Annotated in this window: 17 protein-coding genes; 9 read left to right on the forward strand and 8 right to left on the reverse strand. The window is 50.3% G+C overall.

What is annotated here, in order from left to right:
- Nucleotides 1-2: 2 nt before the first annotated feature.
- Nucleotides 3-3,485: an AsmA family protein gene (locus tag BLQ17_RS13565; RefSeq protein ID WP_176761231.1), complete on the reverse strand. Its 3,483-nt coding sequence runs from the start codon at nucleotides 3,483-3,485 to the stop codon at nucleotides 3-5.
- A gap of 708 nt (nucleotides 3,486-4,193) precedes the next feature.
- Between BLQ17_RS13565 and BLQ17_RS13570 the strand changes: the two genes are divergently transcribed.
- Entirely contained in the window at nucleotides 4,194-5,213 is a 1,020-nt protein-coding gene (locus BLQ17_RS13570) for a TRAP transporter substrate-binding protein (protein WP_092223739.1), read from the forward strand.
- 193 nt (nucleotides 5,214-5,406) lie between these two features.
- Here the strand turns inward: BLQ17_RS13570 and BLQ17_RS13575 are convergent, their stop codons facing one another.
- A complete protein-coding gene (locus BLQ17_RS13575; protein WP_092223741.1) occupies nucleotides 5,407-5,895 on the reverse strand; it encodes a GNAT family N-acetyltransferase in 489 nt (162 codons plus the stop codon).
- A 551-nt stretch (nucleotides 5,896-6,446) separates the two neighbouring features.
- Here BLQ17_RS13575 and dctP (BLQ17_RS13580) point away from each other — a divergent pair.
- From dctP (BLQ17_RS13580) to BLQ17_RS13590, 3 genes are all read left to right on the forward strand, one after another.
- Nucleotides 6,447-7,508 (forward strand): TRAP transporter substrate-binding protein DctP, encoded by a 1,062-nt coding sequence (gene dctP / locus BLQ17_RS13580; protein ID WP_092223743.1) that lies wholly within the window; start codon nucleotides 6,447-6,449, stop codon nucleotides 7,506-7,508.
- Between the two features lie 69 nt (nucleotides 7,509-7,577).
- Nucleotides 7,578-8,051, forward strand: coding sequence for a TRAP transporter small permease subunit (locus BLQ17_RS13585; RefSeq protein WP_092223744.1), 474 nt, complete (start codon nucleotides 7,578-7,580; stop codon nucleotides 8,049-8,051).
- Between the two features lie 49 nt (nucleotides 8,052-8,100).
- Entirely contained in the window at nucleotides 8,101-9,402 is a 1,302-nt protein-coding gene (locus tag BLQ17_RS13590; RefSeq protein WP_092223745.1) for a TRAP transporter large permease, read from the forward strand.
- Between the two features lie 63 nt (nucleotides 9,403-9,465).
- On the opposite strand, the gene BLQ17_RS13595 is transcribed toward BLQ17_RS13590, so the two are convergent.
- Together BLQ17_RS13595 and BLQ17_RS13600 are read right to left on the reverse strand one after the other, a co-directional pair.
- Entirely contained in the window at nucleotides 9,466-9,906 is a 441-nt protein-coding gene (locus BLQ17_RS13595; protein ID WP_092223748.1) for a cupin domain-containing protein, read from the reverse strand.
- A gap of 180 nt (nucleotides 9,907-10,086) precedes the next feature.
- A complete protein-coding gene (locus tag BLQ17_RS13600; RefSeq protein ID WP_092223753.1) occupies nucleotides 10,087-10,959 on the reverse strand; it encodes a transporter in 873 nt (290 codons plus the stop codon).
- Nucleotides 10,960-11,591: 632 nt separating this feature from the next.
- On the opposite strand from BLQ17_RS13600, the gene BLQ17_RS13605 reads away from it, so the two are divergent.
- The 3 genes from BLQ17_RS13605 to BLQ17_RS13615 all read left to right on the forward strand — a co-directional run bounded on the left by BLQ17_RS13605 (nucleotide 11,592) and on the right by BLQ17_RS13615 (nucleotide 17,560).
- Complete coding sequence (locus BLQ17_RS13605) at nucleotides 11,592-13,964, forward strand: sigma 54-interacting transcriptional regulator (RefSeq protein ID WP_176761232.1); 2,373 nt, start codon at nucleotides 11,592-11,594, stop codon at nucleotides 13,962-13,964.
- Nucleotides 13,965-14,338: 374 nt separating this feature from the next.
- Entirely contained in the window at nucleotides 14,339-16,048 is a 1,710-nt protein-coding gene (locus BLQ17_RS13610; RefSeq protein WP_092223757.1) for an aldehyde ferredoxin oxidoreductase C-terminal domain-containing protein, read from the forward strand.
- 135 nt (nucleotides 16,049-16,183) lie between these two features.
- Nucleotides 16,184-17,560 (forward strand): aminotransferase class III-fold pyridoxal phosphate-dependent enzyme, encoded by a 1,377-nt coding sequence (locus BLQ17_RS13615; protein ID WP_092223789.1) that lies wholly within the window; start codon nucleotides 16,184-16,186, stop codon nucleotides 17,558-17,560.
- Nucleotides 17,561-17,609: 49 nt separating this feature from the next.
- Here the strand turns inward: BLQ17_RS13615 and BLQ17_RS13620 are convergent, their stop codons facing one another.
- Complete coding sequence (locus BLQ17_RS13620; protein ID WP_092223759.1) at nucleotides 17,610-18,116, reverse strand: tetratricopeptide repeat protein; 507 nt, start codon at nucleotides 18,114-18,116, stop codon at nucleotides 17,610-17,612.
- 176 nt (nucleotides 18,117-18,292) lie between these two features.
- Between BLQ17_RS13620 and larE the strand changes: the two genes are divergently transcribed.
- Complete coding sequence (gene larE, locus BLQ17_RS13625; RefSeq protein WP_092223761.1) at nucleotides 18,293-19,129, forward strand: ATP-dependent sacrificial sulfur transferase LarE; 837 nt, start codon at nucleotides 18,293-18,295, stop codon at nucleotides 19,127-19,129.
- A 237-nt stretch (nucleotides 19,130-19,366) separates the two neighbouring features.
- Here larE and BLQ17_RS13630 read toward each other — a convergent pair whose 3' ends face one another.
- The 3 genes from BLQ17_RS13630 to BLQ17_RS13645 all read right to left on the reverse strand — a co-directional run bounded on the left by BLQ17_RS13630 (nucleotide 19,367) and on the right by BLQ17_RS13645 (nucleotide 23,038).
- Nucleotides 19,367-20,695: an aspartate aminotransferase family protein gene (locus tag BLQ17_RS13630; protein WP_092223763.1), complete on the reverse strand. Its 1,329-nt coding sequence runs from the start codon at nucleotides 20,693-20,695 to the stop codon at nucleotides 19,367-19,369.
- Nucleotides 20,688-21,701 carry a phosphotransferase gene (locus tag BLQ17_RS13635; protein WP_092223765.1) on the reverse strand — a complete coding sequence of 338 codons (1,014 nt, stop codon included), beginning with the start codon at nucleotides 21,699-21,701 and terminating at the stop codon, nucleotides 20,688-20,690. The genes BLQ17_RS13630 and BLQ17_RS13635 overlap by 8 nt, the downstream gene beginning before the upstream one ends.
- A 299-nt stretch (nucleotides 21,702-22,000) precedes the next feature.
- Complete coding sequence (locus tag BLQ17_RS13645) at nucleotides 22,001-23,038, reverse strand: LacI family DNA-binding transcriptional regulator (protein ID WP_092223769.1); 1,038 nt, start codon at nucleotides 23,036-23,038, stop codon at nucleotides 22,001-22,003.
- 673 nt (nucleotides 23,039-23,711) lie between these two features.
- On the opposite strand from BLQ17_RS13645, the gene dctP (BLQ17_RS13650) reads away from it, so the two are divergent.
- Nucleotides 23,712-24,740 carry a TRAP transporter substrate-binding protein DctP gene (dctP, locus tag BLQ17_RS13650; protein WP_092223771.1) on the forward strand — a complete coding sequence of 343 codons (1,029 nt, stop codon included), beginning with the start codon at nucleotides 23,712-23,714 and terminating at the stop codon, nucleotides 24,738-24,740.
- Nucleotides 24,741-24,806 lie beyond the last annotated feature (66 nt).

The following is a 24,806-nucleotide window of genomic DNA, read 5'->3' on the forward strand; positions in this document are numbered from 1 at the left end:
ACTTATTCTTTTGCAAGATCTTCAAGGATACGTTCACAGATGTCCTTTCTGGCGCCAATGGTTCCGACCACTTTCCCCGCCAGAAAAGAAAGTCCGCCGGTGGCGATAAAGGCTGTGTATTCAGCATATTTTCTGGCGACATCACCAATATTGATACCCGCCTGCGGATTCCCCAGGGTGCCGCCGATATGGATCAGGCTTGCCAGGTCGGTGACCTTGGTGAGGGCGTCGAGCGGATTTCTCGCCTTTGAGCTTGCGCCGATATCGATCTGTTCCGTTGTCAGGTTGATTTCGCCGCCGCCGATCCATGTCGCTTCAGTCGTCTGGGCGGCGATCTTCTTTTTGAAATCCACCATGCCGTTTTCTGCGTCGAATCTGACTATGGCACACTCAAGGGTCGTGTTTTCAGAGGCTGCCGGATTTATCTGGGTCAGCAATCCCTGGCCCAGCCTGGTGAAAAAGGACTTGCTGATGGTGGCGTCAGCTATCCCGGCCACGAAGTGGCCGTCAAGGCTCCCCATCACTTCGGCAACCGATTTCCCCGAGCCGTGCAGGTCGGCTTTAAGATCGAGTTTTCCGCCGATCTTCGGGAGTACCAGATCCTTGAAATCGACCTGAACGTCCAGGGACGGCCTGGGGGATGTCGCATTAAAAGAGATCCAGCCGCCGCCGGTTCCGCCTGCCGCTGTCGTCAGGGTAAAAGGAGCGGTTGTGAGCAGCCCCCGATCGACGGTGATTGTCGCCGTGGTGTCGACAGCAAAATCTTCATAGACGGTCATGTGCAGGAGTTCAAGGTCCAGATCAATATCGAATTGCTGCAAAAGTCCTGTTGCAAACGGTCTGGAAGAGAAGATTTTGTTGTTGTCACCAACTGTCCGGAGTTTACTCTCCCGGCTATTCTGTCCATTATGCAGGTCTTGTTGCCCCGAATCGGAAAAGAGAGGGGTGGTATCCAGGTTCGAGAGCTGGAGGCGACCGGTAATTCTGCTTCGCCCGCCACCGGTTGCAGTGGAGCTGTAGGTGAAATCGCCCCGTGCTTGAGCCTGGCCGGCTGTGGCCTGGAACTCATCGACACGGTAATGTCCGTGCCCCCCCGAACTCCTGGCGGTTACCCTGAGTTTTTCAGGGATCGGGATTTCTCTGCCGGCAACAATGTTCAGTGGCTGCAGAGAGCTGGCCTCGATTGCGACCCGGGATTGAAATTGCTGGTTTGAGCTCACCCCGATTATATGGCCCTCTAACGTTGCGTTCATTTCCCTGCCCGTTACGTTGGCGGAAAATGTGAGCATGTCCTTAATCGACTTTTCCCCATGGACAACAACGTTTGCGGACCAGGGGCCGCTTTTCGGCAGCTCGGTCTTGATAAAAGGTGACAGTGATGACAAAGAATCGATCTCTGCGGATATGGTGGCGGTCATCTCTCTCAGGGCGAGCAGGTCGGCGATCGCAGCCGTTGCCTCTCCCCTCATGCCGGGGCGCGTGACCACGGTGTTGAGTGAGATAAGCTGCAAAGAAGTTGCCGATGACCTCAGGTGTCCGTCAAGCCTTGCCTCGCCCAGCTCGGGCAGGTCCACGCCAAATGGCTTTGCGAACTTTGCAAGCGACGGTACCGCGGCGGTAAAAAAGATATTGACCCCTGCGTTGCCGTACTCCCGGGGATCCTTGGCGACTCTTGCAAGGGAGGCAATATCTTCGGCAGTGGCTGTTATTTGGGACTGCACCGTTTCTCCGTCAAGCCGTAGCCTGATTGAGTGGGGTGGTTCGGCGGGATTGTCGTGTGAAGCCATCTCCCCTTCGAGTCGCAGCCAGCCAAGTTCCGGCAGTTCGACAGCTGTAAATTTTGTCAGATCAGAGCTGCGCAGGGCGGCAACTCTGAGTCCGATGTCCAGCCCCGAAAGATCGTACACATTACCGATTGAGCCCGAGAGATGAACTGTGGCTGTATTATCTTTGACAGTCGCTTCCATGGAATCAAGGTTTAACTTATGCAGGTCGCCGGAGATACTGCTCTTGATCGACGCCGATGCTGGCAGCGCCATGGGCACTGTTATCCCGAGATTGTCAGCCAGTTTTGCAAGGTGTGGCGATGTGGCGGAAATAACGCCAGCAATTCCTGAGAGTTCGGGTTTGTCTCCTTCCAGGAAGAGCGAATCTATGGTTCCGGTAAACTCGGCGGAAAGGGAGGGGTCTGACAATTTTGCCTGCAGTGCTGAAACGCGCAGCCGGTTGCCGGTTATGGCCACCGCGGCGGAGGTGTCAAGCGGACCGAAAGACGGGATTTTTCTACCCGCGTAATCGCCGATGACTGCGGTCGATCCGAGGTTTGCGACCACTTGCACCGAGCCGTCACCGGAATCCGGCAGGTGGGCTAGCTGGCCGCTGAGCCTGGCATCAAGGTTGTGGTCGCGGGCCTCAAAAGTGAGATCGGTGAGAACAAAATCGTCGATGTCACCCGTAACTCTTGCTGAACCAAAAATTTGTGGGGGAAGGGACCGCAGCGAGAACAGTTTGTGAAAAAAAAACAGCTTGTCCGCATGTTCAGACGCAAGCTCAACAGCAAAGTCCATTCCGGTAAGTGGGATCAGCCCGGCAACGCTTCCTGAGAGTTTTGCCGAAAGATTCTGGTCGTTGATAAGGAGTTGGCCATCTTCTATGGTGATCGTCCCGTTGTCGATACGGGTGACCAGACTGGCGGAGAGATTGTGCAGGCTGGGCAGCGGCCTGGTGAAAAAGGGGGTGAAACAGCCCAGATTGTCAGCTTGCATGTGAAGGTTGAGCAGGCCGGCCGGCCATGGCGACAGGGGGCCAGCAGTACCTACGATGCGAATATGAGCCCCGTTTATGCTGCCCTTCAGCGCAACCGCTGTTGCCCGGTTTTTCACCCAGTCGCGGAGATGTCCGACAGTGCCGGCTAACGCTATCGGGGCGCCCCTGTATGTGCCTTGAAGCGATAAGGGGAGGGTGCCGTTTTCCACATGCAGCCGCAGGGTGTCGATCGATCCGTCGATACCTTTGGTGGTGTGGTCGGCGTGGGTGAAGCTCAGGTCATTGATCGCAATCTTACGAATGTACGGGGTAAAATGAAGGAAAAAAAAGTTGGTGGTTTTGCTGGGCTGCTTCTTGTTGTTTGTCGCAACCACTATATTGGCACCGTCCAGTTCAAAGATAAAGTCCACTACCCCCCGGAGAAGGGGAGAAAGCGCCACCTGCACCAAGACCCTGTCGGCGGTCGCCGTCTGACCGGCAGTATCCCTATCACCGCCGGAGATACTGATCTTTTCCGCAGTAACAGTGACGGCTGTGGTCACATTGAGCTTGCAGGAGCCCTCGATAGAAACTTCCTGGCCGGTTGCCGCACCGACGGCGGCTGCTATCAACCCCTGGCATTGCTCTTCGCCGACCAGTCTTGGCAAAATGATGCCAACGGCCACAACCAATGTTAAGGCCGTAAACAACCACCCTGCGATTTTGCATGCTTTCTTCATCTGCGTGTTCACCGAGGTCCTTTGCCCTGAATAAAATCTGCCGGGCCTCCATGGTGTTTCATATATAAAGATATGTTCTGCAGAGATGAAACACAAATGATCCTGACCGGAAAGTGCCGGATTTTGAGCCGTTAGGGGGATCTTTTGGGCGAACCAAATATGCATGGATCGGTGGTTGCTGTATGCATATCTGCATAAAATATCCGGTCGGAAAAGTTTGTGAGGTTGCTGGTCTACCTCAAAAAAAGTACGCGACGATAACAAATATTGTCAGGTTGAAAGTTTGTAACTGTATGAAATTAAATGATTAAAATCGATATGTTCTGGTTCTGTACAGCAGGTGTGTAAGGGAAGATTCGGCAAATGGTATATTAATTGCTCCAGGGTTGGCAAAAATCTTCCCCGGACTCCTTTCGTAAGTGGAGATCCAGGTGGGGTCCAAAAGTATTAACTGCGTAAAAACAGGGTATCAGCCGGTGGTGTTTTCGCAGTGGTGCAGAAGCAGTGGAAAATTGTGACGCGAGGGGATGAAAACAGATGAGAAAAGGAGGTGGACAGCTTACAGAAAAACATTTCGCATGATCCCGGAGGACTCACTTTCAGCGTGTAATACTCTATGGGTACGTCTCTATCGAAAAAGTGCGCAGTGAAAATGTGCACAAAATCGAAATGCCGCTTTGCCGGGCAATTTCATTAAAGGAGCAACAAATGAAGAACTATGCAGGACGATTGTCATTAGCTGTTTTGTTAATCTTTGGCCTCTGTCTTAATTTTTCCGCCGCAGCGTGGTCGGCTACCTGGAAAATGGCTCTCGGGGATTCGAACGGAAGCCCCCAGCATGAAGTCGGCAAAAAATTCAAGGAGGCCCTGGAGGCAAAGACAAACGGCAAATATAAAGTCACCCTTTTTCTCAACGGCCAGCTTGGCAGTGAACAGGACACGGTTAACGACGCGGCGATGGGGACGCTCGATATGTCCTGCCTGGCGATCAATAATGTGACCCCTTTTTCGCCGACTGTCGGCGTTCTTTCCCTGCCTTATGTCATCCAGAGCCTTGAAGAAGCCGCAATGCTTACCCAGGGGGAAGTAGGGCGGGAGTTGACAGAAAACACCATCCGCGATGCGGGAGTGCGAATCGTCGCCTGGACCTATACGGGGTTCCGTGTCCTGACAAACTCCAAGAAACCGGTCTCCACCCTGGATGACCTGCAGGGATTGATTGTTCGTGTTCCTAAAAATGAAATCATGATAGACACTTACAAATCGTGGGGTATTAATCCTTCTCCGATGGCCTGGAGTGAAACATTCACCGCCCTGCAGCAGAAGGTTGTTGATGGCCAGGACAACCCCTATCTGACTATAAATGCCATGCAGTTCTATACTGTCCAGAAGTATATCACCCCGATCCGCTATCTGTTTTCCATTGAGCCGCTGATTATCTCGGAACAGCTCTATCAGAGCCTGACGCCAGAAATGCAGGAGATCGTTCTTGCGGCCGGCAGGGAAGCGACCAGCCACAGCCAGAAATTTCTTGCGGATTCCGAGGCGGCGATAATCAAGGACCTTACCGAGAACAAGGGGATGGAGATCGTCATGCCGGCAGACAATGAAAAACTGTGGATCGAAAAAGCCACACAGGCGGTATGGCCGAAACATTACAAGAGCATCGGTGGCAAGGAAAAACTTGAAAAGGTGCTGGAAATTCTCGGCAGACCACAGCAACTCTAATCGAACAGAGCTGAGAGTTTTTGAGTCTGTTTGATGTTGTCGTCTTCCTGTCCAGACGCCCGGACCGCGATATATTATCCGGCCGCGTCTGGGCAGGACCGGTCATATCATGCCAAAGGTATGGTCAGCAGCATGAATGGCAGCGGTCACTTCTGATGGGGTGACACCAGCCTGCAGGTGGTCGACCGCCTCTTCAGTCATCGTCTATTCTCATCTCCCAGAACTCCTGGTCAAAGAATTGACCGTACTTTGCGACCCCTTTCTTTGTTTTATACGGAGTGAATCCGAATTTTTTATATAATCTGCGCGCATCGCTCAGGCAACTGTATGTTTCCAGGTAAATTTTCCTGAAATTTGCTGATCTACAGTGATCGATTACCGTTTTAAGCAATCCGGTGGCGATGCCAAACTGGCGAAACTCCTCCAGCACCAGAACGAAGTTGATAAAAGCGGTGTCGCCCGCTTTTTCGGATACCGCGATTGAACCGGCCCGGCAGTGATCCGCATTGGCAATCAACAGCAGATTGAAATCGTTTTTGGCTTCAAGAAATGCGATCACTTTTCTGGCAATATCGATTTCAAATTCCGCATCAAAGTTGAACTGTTTCGCGTAGCTTTTTCCGTGAACCGATATCAGCCAGCCGATATCGCCTGGCTTGGGTTTTTGGAATATAATGTCCACTGTCGCACCCCCTCTGCCGCTTTTTTCTGCCGGAAAAACTTAAGTAATTTTATAGACGAGTTCTGCAGGACCCGTTCTTACCGGGTGTGATGGTCTTTGCGTGGAATATGTGCAACGTTACGGGTCAATCATGACCCAGTTTGTAAAATGTTTATAAAAGCATAATGTTATCTCCAGGCATAAATGCAATTCGTGCGTTTTTGACCCGCTTTCTGCAGCTGGTGGTGCCTGTCGCGTTCAAGGTTTTATCGACGGATTGTATTTTTTTGCCAGAGGTTGTGTTACCAAAGGGATAACGCGCTAAAACGCATGTCCTTTACCGGATACGGCAGGTGTGCAGCTGACCCGATTCCATACAGACGCCAAGTAATATACACGGTGGTCTCGATCTTGCAATGTAATTATCGGTGACAGCACCTTCACGACGATGAACAGTGTGTGCATGACCGGTGTCAGCAAACTGACGCCATATGCAGCATAAGGTTCAGTTTTTCAGAGAAAGAACGGCAAGGTTTATTATGTAAAACAGAAAACATTTTGGAGGGAACAGGATGAGAAACAGTCTTAGACCGGTCAGAGCCCTTATGGTTGTGTTGTTTGCACTGCTCGTTGCGACTTCAATGGTCAGTGGTGAAAATGCAAGAGCTGCCGAGAAAGTGTATCGTATGAAAATCCAGTCCCTCTATCCCCGGGGAGACCTGTCCATGGAAACTCTGAAAATCTTTTCCGATGCTGCGGCTAAGTACAGCGATGGCCGGCTGAAAATCAAGATCTTCGCCGAACCGGAGATTGTGCCCGGCGATCAGCTGTTCGTCGCAACCAAACAGGGCGTTGTCGATATGCTCCAGGGTATGGGCGGGATGTGGGGCGGGATGGTTCCGGTCGGGTATGTGGAATTCAACCTGCCCCTCGCGTTCAGGATTTCCGAGGCATCTACATTCAAGGAAAAGGCTAGGGTTATTCGAGATTTCTACATGAACAACGGTTTTATGGATATTCTTCGGGAAGAGTACGCCAAGCAGGACATGTACTTGCTCGATATCCACACCTATGGTCCGGTGCCGTTCGTTTTGTCCACCAAAAAGATGACCACCTGCGAGGATCTCAACGGTATGAAAATAAAAGCTGACGGAGGCAACATGGCATACCATAGCGGGGTCGGAATGCAGGCGGTGCAGATTTCACCTTCGGAAACCTATATGGCATTGAAACTTGGTACCGTGGATGCTGCTGAATGGGATGTCAGCGCGGTGACCGGAATGAAGTGGCATGAAGTTGCTCCCTACTGGGTGCAGGGAATGGAGTGCGACCATGCCATAGGTCATATCCTGGTCAGCATGAAAAAATGGGATAGACTGCCCGACGATGTCAAGGCGGCAATGCACAAAGCGGCTGAAGACTACTGGGTCGCCACGGTCGACGCATATGAGAAGGAGATTGCAGCGGTTGAAAAACTGGTAGAGGAAGGAAAGGTAAAGGTTTCCGTACTCGATCAGGAGTGTCAGGATAAATATGCTGATGTTGCCCATAATATGTGGGATGAGATGGCGCAGCAGGATGAAGCCAGCAGCAAAGCGATCTCCATGATTAAAAAATGGCGTAACGTCAGGTAAACCAGGAATGAACTTGTCCGGGCGGGGAAGTGGCCGTACTGTTTTTCCGCTTCTTTTCCATGGGGTGTCATGAAAAAAATACTTGAAGGAATCAGTTGGATCTTAAAGCGGCTGGGCGATATCTGCAGCCTGTTGATACTGGTCATCATGGGCATAGTTTCCTACGAGGTGATTGCCAGGTACGGTTTCAATTCGCCGACTTCCTGGGCCTGGCTGATCAATAAACAGCTCTTCGGTGTATTCGTCATGGTGGCGGGCGGGTATGCTCTTGTCCACCACGCGCATATCCGTATTGAAATCCTGTATCAACACTTCTCCCCCAAAATAAAAGTACTCATATCCTGGCTCACCTTCGCCGCTGCCTGCTGTTTTCTCGGCGCGCTTCTATGGAAGTCGACGTCCATGGGGCTTGAGTCCTGGGAGTCAAGGGAAGTGGCCATGGGCATTTTTAAACTTCCCCTCTATCCGCTCAAACTTTTTATGCCGGTAGGAACGCTGTTATTCCTCCTGGGATGTGTCGTCATGTTATTGAAGAAGAAATGACTCGACGTAGCGCTTATCAACCGATCTCCATTTAAACGGATTGCATAATATGAGTATTGAACTGATTACCATTACCCTGTTCACCAGTCTCCTGGTGATGCTGGCTCTTGGCGTTCCGGTGACTTTTTCCCTGGGAGCGGTAACCATCGCCTTCACTTATTTTCTCGAAGGTACGGATGCTCTTTTTACCGTTGCCACTACCACCTACCAGCAGATTACCAGTACCACCCTGATGACCATCCCCCTGTTTCTTATAATGGGTAATTTTCTGGTGAAGTCGGGAATCTCGGAACGGATGTTCAATGGATTGAACTACTGGCTCTCCGGGGTTCGGGGAGGGTTGGCTATCGTATCCATCGGAGTATGCGTTGCCCTTGCCATGTGCGGCGGCTTCGGTCCGGGAATTCTTACCATGGGCTTGGTCGCCGTACCGGCCATGCTCAAACATAATTATAGCAAGAATATCGCCCTGGGATCGGTGATGGCTGGAGGTGTGTTGGGGGAGATAATTCCGCCAGCTATTATAATGATTATTTTTGCCTTTATCGGCAGGATTTCCGTTGGCAAGCTGTTTTTCGGCGGTATTGTTCCTGGATTTGTTCTCGCCTGTCTGTATGTCTCTTATATTGTCATCTCAGGAATTATAAGACCCGAATCGCTGCCAAAATCAACCGGACAAGTGACCTGGGCGATGAGGTTCAAGGCATTGCAGGAGATATTCTTGCCCTCAATGCTGGTGGTGTTGGTGCTTGGTTCAATTTTCCTTGGTGTTGCCACACCTACCGAGGCGGCCGGTATCGGGGCTGCGGGTGCTATGGTAATCTGTGCCCTGCACAAAAAACTCACCTGGTCCGTTGTCAGGGATTCCTGTTCGGAAACCCTCAAAATAACGGGAATGGCCCTCTGGATATTGATTCCGGCCACGCTGTTCGGGGTGTTTTATTCCAGCGCCGGCGCCCAGGATATGATAATGGAGGTGATTGAGTCGCTCGAGGTGAGCAGATGGATAGTGCTTATCTGCATGCAGCTGATACTGATGATTTTCGGTATGTTCATGGATGACTATGCCGTGGTGACCATCTGCGCTCCGATAATGCTGCCGATTGCCAAACTGCTTGGATTCGATCCCATCTGGTTTTCCATCCTGTTTATCCTGAACATGCAGATGGCTTATCTGTCTCCGCCGTTCGGATGGGCGCTGATCATGATGAAAGGCGTCGCCCCTCCGGAAGTGACCACCAGGGATATCTGGCGTTCGGTGCCGCCTTTTATGCTGCTGCAGTTCCTGGTGATGGTGGCGGTGATGATCTTTCCGAAGATGGCGACATGGCTGCCCAATATGGTGTTTTGACCCGTATCCTCCTAAAGCGTGTGTACCAACAATGGCCTGTGTTTATTATGCAGGCCATTGTTTTTATAATTCTTTTGTAGCTTCTGGATAGCGCCCGTCAAGGGCGAATACCACCAGCAGGAATGGGCGGTCCACCCGCTTGTGAACAAAAGGGCAGTGGGGAAGCCCCTTGGGAAGGAAAATGACGGTGGTGGTGTCGAAGACATGTACTTCGCCGTCGATATGAAATTCAATCTCTCCTCCAAGATCTCTTGGATTTTCAGGATCAGTACCGATAAAGCAGAGTACTTCGTCAAACTCGTGGGAATGTTCCCACTCCACCGGATCTGGTTCCGGCACTTCAAAGCGCCAGCCGATATCGACCACCACCGGAGAGTTTTTGACGATAGTGTTGTCGAGCCAGATCTCATCGGGAAAAGTCACCCCCTTGACGTTATCCACAGGATGGTAGTCAACGCAGACGACTTTTGGCTCACGGACGATTAAGCGGTCATGTTTACCCATTTTCCCCTCCGAAAAGATTGATTTGTTATGGGTTGTATTGCACCGGCAGCTTTTTCCCTCCTTTTTCTAAACGGGAAAAAGAATTGTGGAAAAGGCTGCCGGCGCCTCTTTGCACAAAAGGCAGGGAATGAATCCGGTGTTATGGGTTTACGCCGACACCGGCCTGGAAAGGGATATTTTCTAAAATACCATGGACAGTTTGATATAGGCGGAATCGCCTTCCGGGTAATTTTCAGAATCGATGTCATGCATCCAGCGCAATCCGATGCTGAGAGTGTCATTCACAAGATACGTCAGGTTAGCACCAAGCTTGATATTCATGGGTTTGCTGTTGGGGATGGATTCGCCGCCGACTTCGGCATCACTCAGCCCTATCCAGTAGGCACCGTTGATGCCGAAAATGAATTTTTCATTCAGGATGTAATGCACGACAGTTTCAAGCTCCAGGGCGTCGGAGTCGTCAAAATCGAGTTTGTCGCTTTCGGTGAACTGGAAGTAGTTGACGTTGAAATCGATGCCGAACTGGCTCGGGTACCAGGCCAACGCAAGCTGGTGCTGAAACCACCAGCCGTCCCTGCCGATATTAACGGCGTCGTTTTCGTTATATTTGCCCGTGGGTAGAAAGATAAATTCCCAGAATGAGATAAATATCTGGGATTCTTGGCTTTCATAGAGGTAGATAAAGGGGCTTAGGCCGATATCGCCAAGTCCGACTTCGCTGCTCGATGGGGCTCCTATTGCATTGTCACCGTCCAGGCTCAGGTGGACAATCGGAATGATCCCATTGATGCCATAGGAGTATCTATCGTCAATTTTACCGATGAAATAGACCGGACGAATTACGGCGCTGCTGGCATCAAGGCCAAAATCGTATTCCGTGCCGTTGTCATCGGTTACTTCAGGAAAATGGGAGTGACCGAAATATGAGACCAAGGCAAAAGTCCCGGGAGGCGCCGCCCCATTGTCGTATGGGTCGATGACATCGGCGGTGCCAGCAGTGGCGGAAAATAAAAGTGCTAGAAGCAAAAGTAAGAACACTGAAGGCTTTACCATGAAATTTCTCCTTGATTGTCGAAAATTTTGATAAGAACATCCCTGTATGCATAATGTCTGCAGTAGGGATAGGCCAAAACACTTCTGTCACCGGTGAGCTACAGGAACGGGTTCAGCAAGATAAGTGCCAAGCCCGGCAATAAAACGTGAAGGTTGCAGGGTGTGGGGGATGGGGGAGGAATAGGGGGGCAATGGCAACCTCCGACCGCAGCGGTATGATCCGGAATCTGTTGAAAACGGTTATTTTCGCCCGATTTGACGCATAATCGCGCTTTTGGAAAAAGAGCTTTGTAAACAGCGAGTTATGGTTGTTTTTTCGATATGGAGGGCGGTTTTGCCCCGCAGTCGTTTCTTTGGTCCAGGGTGGTGCCTGGTTCCGAAACGGGTCATTTGTTACCCTGATTGTACCTCTATCGCGCATTAAGCGCTTGCTTGCAGACCAGAAATGTTGAACAATGAACCGAGGCAAAACCACGTGTATTATATAACGTCTGCACCGATGAGAATCGAAGATGGGAATTTGTGGTCGGTGCTGGTCTGGAATTTGCTGCTTCTAATGAAGAGATATGGTGCCTGACGTGTTGAGGTATTATCCGCGAGGTGAAATTGTCCAAGGTTTGCTGCAGGAGGATATGATGACTAAAACGCAACTATCGTCTGAACTTGGAATTTGGCAAGATGAAGGGAAAGCGAAAACAGTTGAGATACAGCGATTGACCAGCGCTCTGCAGGAAAGCGAGGACCGATACAGCAGGATGCTGGACAACCTGAAAGAAGAGTTCCTCTTTTATCGTCACGACGTAAACGGGAGATTTACCTATATAAGTCCTTCCTACATCAATATCCTCGGATTTGGACCAGAGGAATATATTGGCCTGGCCGCCTCGGATCTATGGTCGCCCCATCCGATGAACAAGGCGGCGGAAAGGGCCACCAGGCTTTCCTGCCAGGGCGTTCGGCAGCCGCCATACGAGATGGAAATTTACCATAAAAGCGGAGCATTGCTGAGGTTTATAACTATCGAGACCCCTATATTTGACGAAAACGGCAGGGTAATCGCCGTTGAGGGAACGGCCAGGGATATCACTGAAAAAAGAAAGATCGAGGATCAGCTCGATAAATACCGGGTAATGCTGGAAGATCTGGTACAGCAGCGTACCCTGGAGCTTGAGGTTTCGCAAAAACAGCAGGAGGATATTATAGAATTTTTACCCTATCCTATTTTTGTAGTCGACAGGGGCGGCAGGATCATCGCCTGGAACAGGGCGATGGTCACCATGACCGGTATCGAAAAGACAGCTGTTATTGGCCAGAATTACCAGTTATGGCTGGGTAAATTCTATGATCCCTCCGATCCGATCCTGGTCAGGATGATCCTGGACGGCTGGTACGATCCCGAAGCGGTATCGGCCCAAAAGAGGCAGCGCCTGCTGCAGGAGCATAATATTAGAATCGAAAACAACAAGGTTATGGCCGAACGCAAAGTCGATTCTCTTCAGGGGAAAGATGGAGGGTATATCTGGATTACCGCCGGACCAATCCTTGATCGTGACGATAAGATCATCGGCGCCATCGAGGCCATCCGCGATGTAACTGAGATTAAAAAGGCTGAAAAACGTATTGTGCAAAGTGAACGTCGCTTGCACACCCTGATGAACAATCTGCCTGGGATGGCATATCGCATTTCAAGATCGGAAAATGCATGGAAGGTAGATTTTGTCAGCAACGGTTGTCTGCAGATTTTTGGTAGGGACGCTTCCTATTTTATCGGCAAAAAACTAGATGAACTGATGCACCTGATTCATCCTGATGATTTACCAAAAATGCAGAAGCAGGCGGGAATAGCAGTGGAAAATGGCATTCCTTTTCAATGTGAATACCGGATACTGAGCGGATCGACAGAGACCAAGTGGGTATTCGACAAGGCCGAAATTCTTGTGAACACGGAGCATGACGGGAGTGTGGTGGAAGGCTTTATGGCGGACTTCACCATGTTCAAGAATTTGGAGAAAAAACTCCGCAGTGAGAATCTGCTGCTGAGGTCGACTATCAGGGATCGTTATAAATTCAAAAATATCATCGGAAACTGTCAGGCAATGCAGGACGTTTTCGAACTCATCGTCAAAGCGGCAACCACCGATGACAACGTTTTTGTCTTCGGTGAATCAGGCACCGGCAAGGAACTTGTAGCCCATGCCATTCACGAGGCGAGCGAGCGAAAGGAGAAAAATTTTGTTGCCGTCAACTGTGCAGCCATTCCGGAAAGTCTGATAGAAAGCGAGTTCTTCGGTACCGCCAAGGGCGCATATACCGGCGCCAACGCAGACAAGCAGGGATATCTCGAAGTGGCTGACGGAGGCACGCTGTTTCTTGACGAGATAGGCGATATCAGTCCGAATCTTCAGGTAAAGCTGCTTCGCGCAATTGATGGAGGCGGGTTTTCCCCTATTGGCAGCAGGAGGTTGGTCCGCCCCAATTTACGTATTATTGCCGCATCCAACAAGGATCTCCAGAAAATGGTCGGTGCCGGCAATATCCGACAGGATTTTTTCTTCAGGATTCACGTTGTACCCATTCATCTGCCGCCTCTTCGGGAAAGAGGCGATGACATCTATATGCTGATCAATCATTTTCTCAAGAAATACGGAAGCTCGGAGACCATTGTTTCCCTTTCCCGCGATGAGCTGGAGACGCTAAAAAAATATCACTGGCCCGGAAATGTGCGGGAACTGCAGAATGTACTGCGCCGTTTTATCACAATGAAAAACTTGCACTTCATGGAATTGCCAGGTTTGCAGGAAAAAACTGAGCCACAGCCTGAACCGGTGGAGCCGTTATTGAAAGTCAAAGACCAGAATCTACGGGACACCATGCTGCAGGTGGAAAAAAAGGTTATCCGGCAGGCGCTTGACCAGACCCGGTGGAACAAGTCGAAAGCGGCCAAACTGCTCGGGGTGTCGCGTAAGACGCTGTTTCGAAAAATGAAAGCGTGTGGGTTGCAATAGCTACATATTGGGTCAATTCTGCTACTGCTGCGGATTTGTTTAAAAAAAACAACTCATTACGAATGAAAATGCCGAAAAACGTGCAAAAATGACTCAATGATTTTTCCCATCCAGGCCGCTCGCATTGCTGCCGAGCAACCTCTTGCTGTTGTCCTGCCGTGAGTGTGCGGCCATCCTCTTTGTACTATCTTCCTGTCGGTTCGAGATACTCAAAATATTTCAATAGGTTAGGGTAACGCATTCCGGCGTCATTTTCGCCCCGGCCTTTACTTTTTGAAAAACGGCACCGTTGTTGCAACTCACCAAAACATAAAAAATAGTCCATGGCCGCGGTCGGGTCATGGTGAAAATTCCGCTTTTCTGGAGGACAGAAGATGGTCAAATTACTGAGGATCAGACTGGACACTAAGGAGTATAGCCTCAACAAAACCGATGATAAATATCGAAATCTTGGTGGTCGTGGTCTTACGTCCCGGATCATTGCCCAGGAGGTTTCCCCGGACTGCGATCCGCTGGGACCCGCCAATAAGCTGGTTTTCTCTCCCGGAATTCTGGCCGGCTCAACCGTGCCCAACAGTGGCCGGCTTTCCATAGGGTCGAAAAGCCCGCTGACGCAAACGATAAAGGAGGCAAACGCCGGGGGGGCGGCCGCCCACAAACTGGCGCGGCTGGGACTGCAGGCTATCGTCCTCGAGGGGAGCGGTGCAGCGTGGTCTGTTGTTAAAATAGATAACAACGGGGTGACATTCGATTCAGCCGAATCCCTTGAAATGAAGGGGATAAATGCAACAATCGATTACTGCCGCGAACTGTATGGCGACAAATGTTGCGTTATCGCCATAGGGCAGGGCGGCGAACTATGCCTTGGAGCTGCGGCCATAGCGGTGACTTCGCCGGATCATTTTCCCAGGATGGCCGGGAGAGGGGGGCTCGGGGCGGTTATGGGGGCAAAGAAGGTCAAGGCGATCGTTGTCGACGACACCGGATGCATGGCGCCCAGGCTGAAAAACCCGGCTCTGTTCAGCCAATCCGTAAAAGCCTTTACCCAGGGAATCACCGCCCATCCACTGGCTCAGGGACTGAATCGTTTCGGTACCCCCTTGCTGATAGGGATGATCAATGAAATGGGAGCATTGACTACCAAGAACTATTCTCTTGGCAAGTTTGCCGGGGCGGAGAAGATCTCCGGTGAATGCATTGCCGACCTGCTTGATGCAAGAACGGGCGGTGAAACCAGTCATCGCTGCATGACCGGCTGTGTCATGAGCTGCTCGAATATCTATACCGATCCTCAAGGAAAGGTCATCGTCTCAGGTCTTGAGTATGAAACCCTGGCGCTTATGGGTGCCAACTGCATGATTGATGATGTCGACATCATTGCCCGGATGAACGGGGTGTGCAACGATTACGGTTTAGACACAATGGATGTTGGCGGGGCGATCGGGGTTGCCATGGAGGCTAACCTGCTGTCCTGGGGGGACGGTCCCGCTGCTCTTAGGATGGTAGAGGATATCGTTTGCAACACCAAAAACGCCAGAATGATCGGCCACGGTTGCAGGTACACCGGTGAAAAACTTGGAGTAAACCGGATTCCCCATGTGAAGGGCCAGTGTCTGGCCGGTTATGATCCAAGGGTTCTCAAAGGAACCGGAACCACCTATGCAACCTCTCCCATGGGGGCGGATCATACCTGCGGCAATGCGATGCCCAGTCCCGCTAATCCCGCATACGATCCTTCAGCACCCAAAGGACAGGCGCCGGTGTCCCAGTTTCTGCAGCGATATTTTGCTGCCATCGATACCCTGGGGCTCTGTCTGTTTGCTGCCCTGCCGCCGCTGGATAATCCGGATCTGCAGAAACATCTCATAGACTGTGCAGGCGCCGTCCTCGATGAATCCCTTGAGGAGCAGTACCTTATGCGGCTTGGCAAAATGGTTCTGGATGAAGAACGAAAATTTAACCTAGCCGTTGGATTCACCGAAAAGGATGACAGGCTGCCGGAGTTTTTCAGGACCGAGCATTTGGAGCAGAAAGGCAGCAAATTCGATGTTACCGATGAAGAGCTCGATTCTGTCCATCGATAATTGCCCAAAAAACCTTTTCGTGGTGGGCGCAAATTGATTCGACCGACCGAACTATAAAACGAAAGTCGGACTTTATGGTAAGACCAGGCAAGTACCGCACCGACTTTCAACGAAATCAAGGAGGATGAAGGTATGATAAGTGAACAGGAACTAGCGAAACTATCCTATCCCGATGCACCGAAAATTGTCAGCGAAACTATACCCGGCCCGAAAGCACAGGAGAGCCTTGGGGAGTCCTTCGAGTTTGAATCGATGGCCCGGGGCGGTGGACGGTTTCCTTTTGTGTTTTCCGAAGGAAAAGGCGCTACAGTCAGGGATCCCGACGGTAATGTGATGATAGATATCACCGCTGGCGTTGCCGTAAACTCCGTTGGGCGTTGCCATCCCCGCGTGGTGGAAACGATGAAAAACCAGATGGAAACGCTGATGCACGCAAGCGATATCTCCAACGTCAAGCGTACCGAACTGGCTAAAAAGATATCGACGATAGCTCCTCCGGGCCTGCGCGACAACTGTGTCACCTATTTTACCCAGGACGGCAGCGGCGCCGTTGAGACCGCCCTCAAGTTCTGCCGGAAAATAACCGGGCGGACACAGGTCGTGGCGTTTCACGGTGCATATCACGGTGTCTGGATGGGAGGAAACTCACTGACAACAGGTGATCAGTATCGCAAAGGGTATGGACCTTTTATCCCGGGAGTGATTCATCTTCCCTATCCATATTGCTATCGCTGCTGTTTCGGTCTTGAATATCCGAGCTGCAATCTGCAGTGTGCAAAATATGTCGATTATGTCCTGAACACCCCGTATACAGGCGCCGATGATGTAGGCGCCCTGATCATAGAAGCGCAGCAGGGTGAGGGCGGCTACCTGCCACCTCCTCCGGGCTATCTGGAGATTGTTAAAAAGGCGTGCGAAAAGCATGGGGCGCTCTATATCTCAGACGAAGTCCAGGCCGGAGCCGGGCGCACCGGCAAAATGTGGTGTATCGAACATACCGAAGTGAAGCCCGATATGATCACCTGGGGGAAAGGGATGGGCGGCGACGTGCCCATGGCCGGCCTGACCATCAGAAAGGATCTGGCCGAGCAGATTGTCGATCATTCTCAGCCAAATACCTGGGCCGGCAATGCAGTGGCAAGTGCCGCGTGTCTGACCAACATCGAAATCCTGACCGAAAACGACCGGGCCCTGATTAACCGGGCGGCGGAGCTCGGTCGGGATATCAGGGAGATGATCCGTGAAGGCAGTAGCGATATCCGAGTGATCGGCGATGTCCGCGGTCGCGGATTAATGATCGGCATTGAGATGGTGGAAGACCGCGAAACACGCGCCCCCCTCGGCGGCGACGGTGTCGGCCAGATTGTCATGGGCATGCTCAATCGCGGCATGCTGATGGTACCCTGCGGTCGCTTCGGCAATGTTTTCCGCTTTATGCCCCCGCTGGTGCTGACCCGCGACTATGCCCGCAAGGCTGTGGAAATACTACTTGAGGTGGCAAGACACGTGTAACTGCTAGCCAAAAGAGCCGCCTTGCAACCCTGGCGGCTCTTTTGGGCGGTTACTTGGTTTTTTGCACCCTGATAAATTGTTCGAGTTCTTCTGTCTCATCCGAACCAAGGTCCCTCAAGATCTTCAGGTGGGTCTCGGCCCTGGTGAATTCTCCCATCTCGGCGTAAGCCTCGCCGAGATATTCATGGGCTTGTGCAAGGTCCGGTTCGAGTTCTATCGCTTTTTTATAATGGCTGACAGCTTTGTCGTATCTGCCAAGTTTGCGGTAACTGTAGCCCAGGTTGCTGTGTGCCTCGGCATAGGCGTCATCTATTTGTACCGCCTTTTCAAACTGCTCGACGGCTTCGGCGAACTGATGATTATCCAGGAACAGGTTGCCTTTTTTGAAAAAAATATCGGCGGCGAGTCTTTTGTCGTGGTCTGGTGCGCTTTTCTTCTGTACTTTGGAGGAAGTCCAGGCTGCTTCAGCCAGGGGGCCGGTTCCGCTGATTGGAACCCCTGTCAGCAAAACCAGCAGCGTAAAGAAAAGCAATGTCTGAAATGATATGGTCTTCATGGGAACACCTTCTGGTCGGATTTGGCGGGAAAAGTGGTCAAGCTCGCATAAAGAACAGTACGGCGGCCGGTGCCACTTTCTGAATGTTAACCACGAAAGTGTTTGCTGTCAGCACAGCGCAACAGGGACAACATAGGTGAGAAGGTGGCCGGAGGCAGAAGGAGGAGCTAACAAGCATGGATGCATTTAACCGGAATAAAAAGAACTTCCTGGCGCTGATGGACAGGTATATCGACCGGGATGTGATGGTCGCATTCTCCGGCGGTGTGGACAGTTCGCTGGTGCTGAAAGTCGCATGTGAACAGGCCCTTGGGAAAAATCATAGAGTTTATGCGGTTACGGTCCATACAATGCTCCACCCGGTAAACGAGATAGCGACGACGGCAAAAGCGGCAAAGGAAATGGGAGCGGTCCATACCGTTGTGGAGATAGACGAACTGCAACATGCCGGGGTGATGACCAATCCGTTGAACCGCTGCTACCTGTGCAAAAAATATCTGTTCACCAGACTGGTGGCAATGGCCGGTGAGTTGCGGGTCGAAACAATCATGGATGGAACCAACAGCGACGATCTGCAGGATTATCGTCCGGGATTGCAGGCTCTGCGGGAACTCAATATCCGCAGCCCCCTGGCCGAAGCCGCCATGAGCAAAACCGATGTCAGGAAAATGGCAGCGGAATACGATTTATCCGCCTCCACCTCACCCTCGTCTCCCTGTCTTGCGACCAGGTTTCCCTACGGGACGCCGCTGTCCTACGAAAAAATGAGGAATGTAGAAAAAGGCGAAATCTATATCCGGTCCCTGGGGTTTTTCAATGTGCGGCTCCGGGTTCATGGCGATGTCGCAAGGCTTGAGGTGGACAGCAGCGACATGGAGCGTATCGTTGCTTGCAGGGAAGATATCGTATCTTTCCTGAAAAATCTCGGCTACCTCTATGTTACGGTTGATCTGGAAGGATTCCGTTCGGGGAGTATGGATTACAAGATAGAAAAGCCCAAGAAAATACGTTGAAAAAAGCTTGTTTGCGGGCGAAATAAAGTCTTCTGAACTATTCCGGCCGGCAGACCATGCCACCACCTACCTGGCCATGATTGATAAGGATGACTTTTCGGGGGTAGGTAACTTTGGCAATCAAAGGCGCCGGCAATTGATTGCCAAAGTGCAATCAATTGCCGGAAACTCTGCCTCCGGCGCTCCAGCGAGAGAAGAAATTCAGGCCGTTAATTGTAGGGAACGGTCCTGCACCGCTTATTTCTGGCTAGGGATTTCACGCAAGACTTCATCAAGAGTTTGTATAAAAAAAGAAGCATTTTCCTTGGAAAAAGGCATCGGCGGACGTATCTTCAGGATGTTTCCCCCGATCCCTGCACGGGAAATAAGAATTTTTTTGCGCATCAGGTCGTTCACCACTTGCTCTGTTTCTTCTGTGGCATATGTTTTTGTCTGCCGATCTCGCACAAGTTCTACCCCGGAAAACAGACCAGCCCCCCGAACGTCACCGATAAGCGGATGATGACTTGCCAGATCACGCAGACCCTGGCGCAAGAATTTCCCGACCAGTAGAGCGTTTTCCATAAGGTGTTCGTCCCGAATCACGTTTAAGACAGCCATCCCCACCGCGCAGGAAACTGGATTCCCACCAAATGTGTTGAAATACCGGTATTTTTTTCCAAAACCGTCCAGAACTTCCGCCCGTGCGGCCAACCCCGCCATGGGGTGCCCGGCGCCCATCGGTTTGCCCATTGTAACAATATCCGGTACGAATCCATGTCGCTGGAATCCCCAGAAGGCATCCCCGGTTCGGCCAAAGCCAGGTTGTACTTCATCGGCGACAACCAGCGCCCCTGCCTTTTTGGCGGCCTCAACAGCGGGTTTTAAAAATCCTTTAGGACCTGAAAGAACTCCATCACTGGAAAAGATGGTATCAATTATGAAAACAGACGGTTTATAACCGTTGGCTTCAAGATCGGCGAATGCGTTTGTTACATCTGCTGCAAAAGCTTCTCCCAAGCCTTCCGTGCCGCGGCGATAACCATCCGGGGCAACTACTGTCCGCACGTGATCTCCCACCCCGGAGCCAAGGGAGGGCGACATATCGGCAACAGCTGAAGTTCCACCGTGATAGGCAAGATTTGTGACCACAATCCCTTGACCGCCGGTTTCAAAATTGGCAATTCTCAGGGCGAGGTCATTGGCTTCAGAACCTGTACAGGTTAAGGTGAGTCTTTCAATCTCATCGGGCAGCGTTCCAAGCAATTCTTCTGCATAGTCAAGCACCGTTTCATGCAGGTAACGTGTGTGGGTGTTCAGGGTGGCGGCCTGTTTGGATAATGCTTCAACAATTTTTGGATGGCAGTGGCCAACAGAGGGGACGTTATTGTAAACATCTAAATAGGCATCGCCGCTGGCATCATACAGCCAGACCCCTTCCCCCCGGACCGGATGAAAAGGTTCGTCGTAAAACAGTCGATAGGATGGTCCCAGAAGCTTCACCCGCCGGGCGATCATCTTTGCTCGTCGAGGGTCTTCAGAAGTAGGGGTGTGTGCGCCATGAAAGGATATTGCGGCGTTAGACATTGTGGTTCTCCCAAAAAAAATCTGATAAATTGTGTTGAAAGGACTCCAGGTTTTTCACTAACGCATAGGCATTGGGCTCGTGACGCAGGATGCGCCCGGCCTGGTGCGGATGTATGGAGGCACGCCAGTTCGTTACGAGAATCGTAACCAGGCAGCGACCGATTATTAAGTAAGGCAGAATTTCTTTTTCTTCTGAAGTAAGTGGGTTAGCCTCAATATATTTGTACGCCATAGTTCTTGACAGACGAAACGGATCATCGGCGTTTACGGCGAGATAGGCGCATGCGTTGGCAGGATCAATCACGCGCTGTGCACGAAGCATATCACCAAAATCAATAATTCCGGATACACTGTTATCTGTGAACAACATATTGCCCAGGTTCAGGTCATTATGTATCAGTTGCTGCGGAAGGCTGGCAAGTCGTGGCAAAATATCTGTACACAATACATCTACAAAATGACCGGTTAGACTTCTTTTTTCCTCATCTTCGATACAGTCCAGAAAGGATGACAGTTCAACAAGTTTTCTGGTGTCCCAGAGAAAATCATGATTTCCTGCGGGGTGTTCACAATCTGAGAGGGCAATGTCCAGACGGCCGGCAGTGTAGCCAATGTGTTCAGCCATCTCTGGACTGACATCTGCAATCTGGACATGTGAGCCCTCAAGAAACGACATAAGACGCACCATGCTTTCCTGTCCGTCTGGCAGCGATATAAAAAATTCCGCTTCCCCCTTCAGGGTTGGAATTATTTGGGGCACCGGCAGGTGGGGGTCACCAGACATAATGTGTAGTAGCGCAGTGGTCTGAAGGTTACTTACCATCCGGTCTTCATCCGGATGAGAAACCTTGAGAATATATCGGCTCCCCCCATCAGTGGCGACTAGGATGTTTTGATCCCGTTCCGAAGTAAGAAATTGAACGCGGCCCTTGATCCCCCAGTATTCTGATAAAATTTCACAGGCGCGGATAGCTGTGATTTCAGGTGTGCTTGCGGTAAAAACCATTATCACTCCTTGTTAGTTTAAAAAAATTAAAACGTGCGAAACAGCGATGCATTTTGGTTTGTTTGTAAACTTGGTCTTACCACCTGCTGTGTTACCTGGTTTGTCTGTGTATTCATTGAGTTGGTCCTCATTGAAACCAGGCAAGTAGTGATGCAGTATGAGTCCTGCGGGTACGTCGTGTGGTGTGATCATATCTGACATAAAACAGGTAACGACGGTGGTTAATCGAGGTATTTTCCTTGCGCCAATTCGGCAGCCACGTATGCCGGCAGTTGTTTCTTGCCCCGTAAAAAAACTTGTTATCTTGAGTAACCGTGAAGATTAAATCCGCAGGAATTACGTACGATTAGCCGTGGTTCCATAACTATCTGGCTGGTAATTGCCGAACTTTGCTGGTCGATTTTTGCTATCAGAAGTTCGGCGCCGGTGGATCCCATATCATGGGGAGCCTGGCTCACGGTGGTCAACTCTATTCCTTTTATGGCACAGGTGCTGATATTATCGTAACCGATGATGGCGAGTTGCTCCGGAATGTTTAATCCGGCTTCAAGGGCTGCTTCCCTCGCCCCCATGGCCATGTTGTCACCCTGGGCGAGGATTGCCGCCGGTCTGTCCTCTTTTGCAAGCATCTTTTTTGCCGCAGCGTAGGCTTTTTCTTCCGAATAGTCGCACGTTACAACCCACTCTTTTGCAGGGGTGATCCCATAGGCGGCCAAAGCATCCAGAGCACCTTCCGTCCGCAGGATCGCGGTGGACGATTTCATGTTTCCGCCAATGATTGCGATTTTCTCGTAACCAATTCGGCAGAGATGTTCGGCCGCCTTGTAGGCTCCACCATAGTTATCCAGGGAAACAGAATCTATTTTACGGGCTCTTTTCGGGTCGAGAATTATCCTGTTTACCAGAACAAACGGAATTTTCATCTCATTCATCAACTCAATATTGGGATCATCCTGCAGCACGGTCGACAAGATTATTCCATCTGCCCCCCTCGACTTCAGCGTTTCAATGCACCGGGTCTCGGCAGAAATGGAGTGGTTGGTGTTGAAAAGCATCATCGTGTAACCTAACTCGTCGGCTTTATCCTGAACCCCCAGAGCAAGTTCGGGATAAAAAGGGTCAGCAATGCTCGATACGATCAGACCGATTGTGTAACTGCGGTTACTTACCAGTCCTTTCGCCAGATAGTTGGGACGGTATCCCAGCTCCCGAGCCATTTTGATTATGCGATCCCTGGCCTCCTTTGAGACGCCTGGCTTGTTGTTCAGAGCGTTCGAAATTGTCGTAGTCGAGACGTGAAGGCGCCTTGCGATATCCTTTATAGTCACTCTGCTCATATTTCCAGCCACCTCTTTTCCAACACCAAAACAAACGAAACAAGTTCCCTTCTTGCTTGTAAAAAACGCCAAAGATCGCCTTGCGACTTTGTTCACGTTTCTATGGTTCCTAGGGTCGCCACTTCCCGTGAAATGCTTAAACGGTACACACCTGCCGATCCAATTGCCACTCAACTGTATATAATTAAATGTGCTTTCTATCAACCATTGTAATTTACAGGAGATTGAAGTTGCTCTGTACCATTTCTCCCTTAACACACAATGTTCTGTTTTCTCAGTGTTACTGACTTCATACAACTCTCTTTTTTGTAGGATAATATATTAAACGATAAACTATTCTTTCATCAACAGTAAAAAAACATCTTATCTGGGTTGATATTTATATGCTTGTTATTGCGCATCATTTGAAAAAAACGAAAACAGCTCTGTTGAAAATATCGTTGACAACCGGCAAAAACCTGATATTTTTAAGCTCAAACAACTTAAACGTTCAAGTTACTCGGCGCTCGGAAGTTGACATGGTGATCGAAAATTATTTTCAGAATGATACCAAGTGATTGTGTTGGAACGTGCAATACGTTTCTCTGCCTGCTTTTGCAGGGGAAAGTTCAGCCTGACGCCTGCCGCAATAGTCGGGTCGAAAACCTATAACAAAAATATTAGGAGAACAGGTATGAAATCAAAATTTTCGTCGTTTTTGTGGACAATTATCTTTCTTTCTTTCGTATTATTGAGTTCGAATATGGTTTTTGCTCAAGGTGAAACGTTTAAGTTCAGAATGGCTACGCTGTATCCGAGAGGAATAGGCTATGGGGAGGTTTACTCAAATTTCGCTGAAAATGTAAAAAAAATGTCCGGGGGAAGGCTCGAGATAGAGGTCATCTACGACGGAGAGGGAGTTGCAGCTACAGAAGTGTTCAGTGCAACCAGGACAGGTCTTGTTGAATTAGGTGCGCCTTATCAGGCATTGCATGCTGGTGAAAATCCAGCTGGCGTCGTTGAATTGGGATTACCTGGAGCTATGGCTGACTATTTGCAAATAAGATCTTTGTTTAACGAGGGCGGATGGATTGAAGCGCTGGACGAAATTTATGCTAAACATAATATCAAATATATAGCCGAGTGGACGTCACCGGCAACATATTTACTCACCAAAAAGCCAGTCAACAGCCTGGAGGACATCAAGAAATGGAAGCTTCGGGCTCCTGGCCCTTACGGAAAGATGCTGAAAAATTTAGGAGCCAGCCCAATTACTATGGCTTTTGGTGAAGTGTATACAAGCCTTGCCACAGGAGTAATAGATGGAGTGGATGGCTGCAACATCATTGACCACAGGGACGGTAAATTTTATGAGCAGGCAAAATATTTATATCCTCTTCCTCTGGCAGGTGCCCAGTCTATGCCAATCATAGCCAACATGAAAGCATGGAACAAGTTGCCAGCGGACCTGCAGGAAATTATTACAATGGCTGCGAGATGGGGCAGTGACGAGTGGGCGATGAAATCGCTGGTATGGGAAAAAAAGGCATTGAAGGAAATGATGGATGCAGGAGTAAAAATGAGTCCGGTCCCATCCGACGTAGACAAAGCCAAATGGCTCGAAGCTGGCAGAAATGTCTGGCCGGAATATGCCGATAAAGATGAAGGAAGCAAGCGGCTGATCACTATTCAGAACGATTTCATAAAAAAGCTTGATCTGTAACGTGCTGAATACACGTTAGATATCAGCCAGTTTCGGCAAATACGAAACTGGCTGACAGCTAACAAA

Origin of the sequence: Desulforhopalus singaporensis, assembly GCF_900104445.1 — a bacterium.
Lineage (GTDB): Bacteria > Desulfobacterota > Desulfobulbia > Desulfobulbales > Desulfocapsaceae > Desulforhopalus_A > Desulforhopalus_A singaporensis.

Bases quoted from the DNA above. Each gene is read 5' to 3' on its own strand.
- BLQ17_RS13590 (WP_092223745.1), top strand. From the start codon at position 8,101: ATGAGTATTGAACTGATTACCATTACCCTGTTCACCAGTCTCCTGGTG.
- BLQ17_RS13605 (WP_176761232.1), top strand. From the start codon at position 11,592: ATGATGACTAAAACGCAACTATCGTCTGAACTTGGAATTTGGCAAGAT.
- BLQ17_RS13610 (WP_092223757.1), top strand. From the start codon at position 14,339: ATGGTCAAATTACTGAGGATCAGACTGGACACTAAGGAGTATAGCCTC.
- dctP (WP_092223743.1), top strand. From the start codon at position 6,447: ATGAGAAACAGTCTTAGACCGGTCAGAGCCCTTATGGTTGTGTTGTTT.
- BLQ17_RS13570 (WP_092223739.1), top strand. From the start codon at position 4,194: ATGAAGAACTATGCAGGACGATTGTCATTAGCTGTTTTGTTAATCTTT.
- dctP (WP_092223771.1), top strand. From the start codon at position 23,712: ATGAAATCAAAATTTTCGTCGTTTTTGTGGACAATTATCTTTCTTTCT.
- BLQ17_RS13620 (WP_092223759.1), bottom strand. From the start codon at position 18,116: ATGAAGACCATATCATTTCAGACATTGCTTTTCTTTACGCTGCTGGTT.
- BLQ17_RS13645 (WP_092223769.1), bottom strand. From the start codon at position 23,038: ATGAGCAGAGTGACTATAAAGGATATCGCAAGGCGCCTTCACGTCTCG.
- larE (WP_092223761.1), top strand. From the start codon at position 18,293: ATGGATGCATTTAACCGGAATAAAAAGAACTTCCTGGCGCTGATGGAC.
- BLQ17_RS13565 (WP_176761231.1), bottom strand. From the start codon at position 3,485: ATGAAGAAAGCATGCAAAATCGCAGGGTGGTTGTTTACGGCCTTAACA.
- BLQ17_RS13585 (WP_092223744.1), top strand. From the start codon at position 7,578: ATGAAAAAAATACTTGAAGGAATCAGTTGGATCTTAAAGCGGCTGGGC.
- BLQ17_RS13600 (WP_092223753.1), bottom strand. From the start codon at position 10,959: ATGGTAAAGCCTTCAGTGTTCTTACTTTTGCTTCTAGCACTTTTATTT.
- BLQ17_RS13635 (WP_092223765.1), bottom strand. From the start codon at position 21,701: ATGGTTTTTACCGCAAGCACACCTGAAATCACAGCTATCCGCGCCTGT.
- BLQ17_RS13595 (WP_092223748.1), bottom strand. From the start codon at position 9,906: ATGGGTAAACATGACCGCTTAATCGTCCGTGAGCCAAAAGTCGTCTGC.
- BLQ17_RS13630 (WP_092223763.1), bottom strand. From the start codon at position 20,695: ATGTCTAACGCCGCAATATCCTTTCATGGCGCACACACCCCTACTTCT.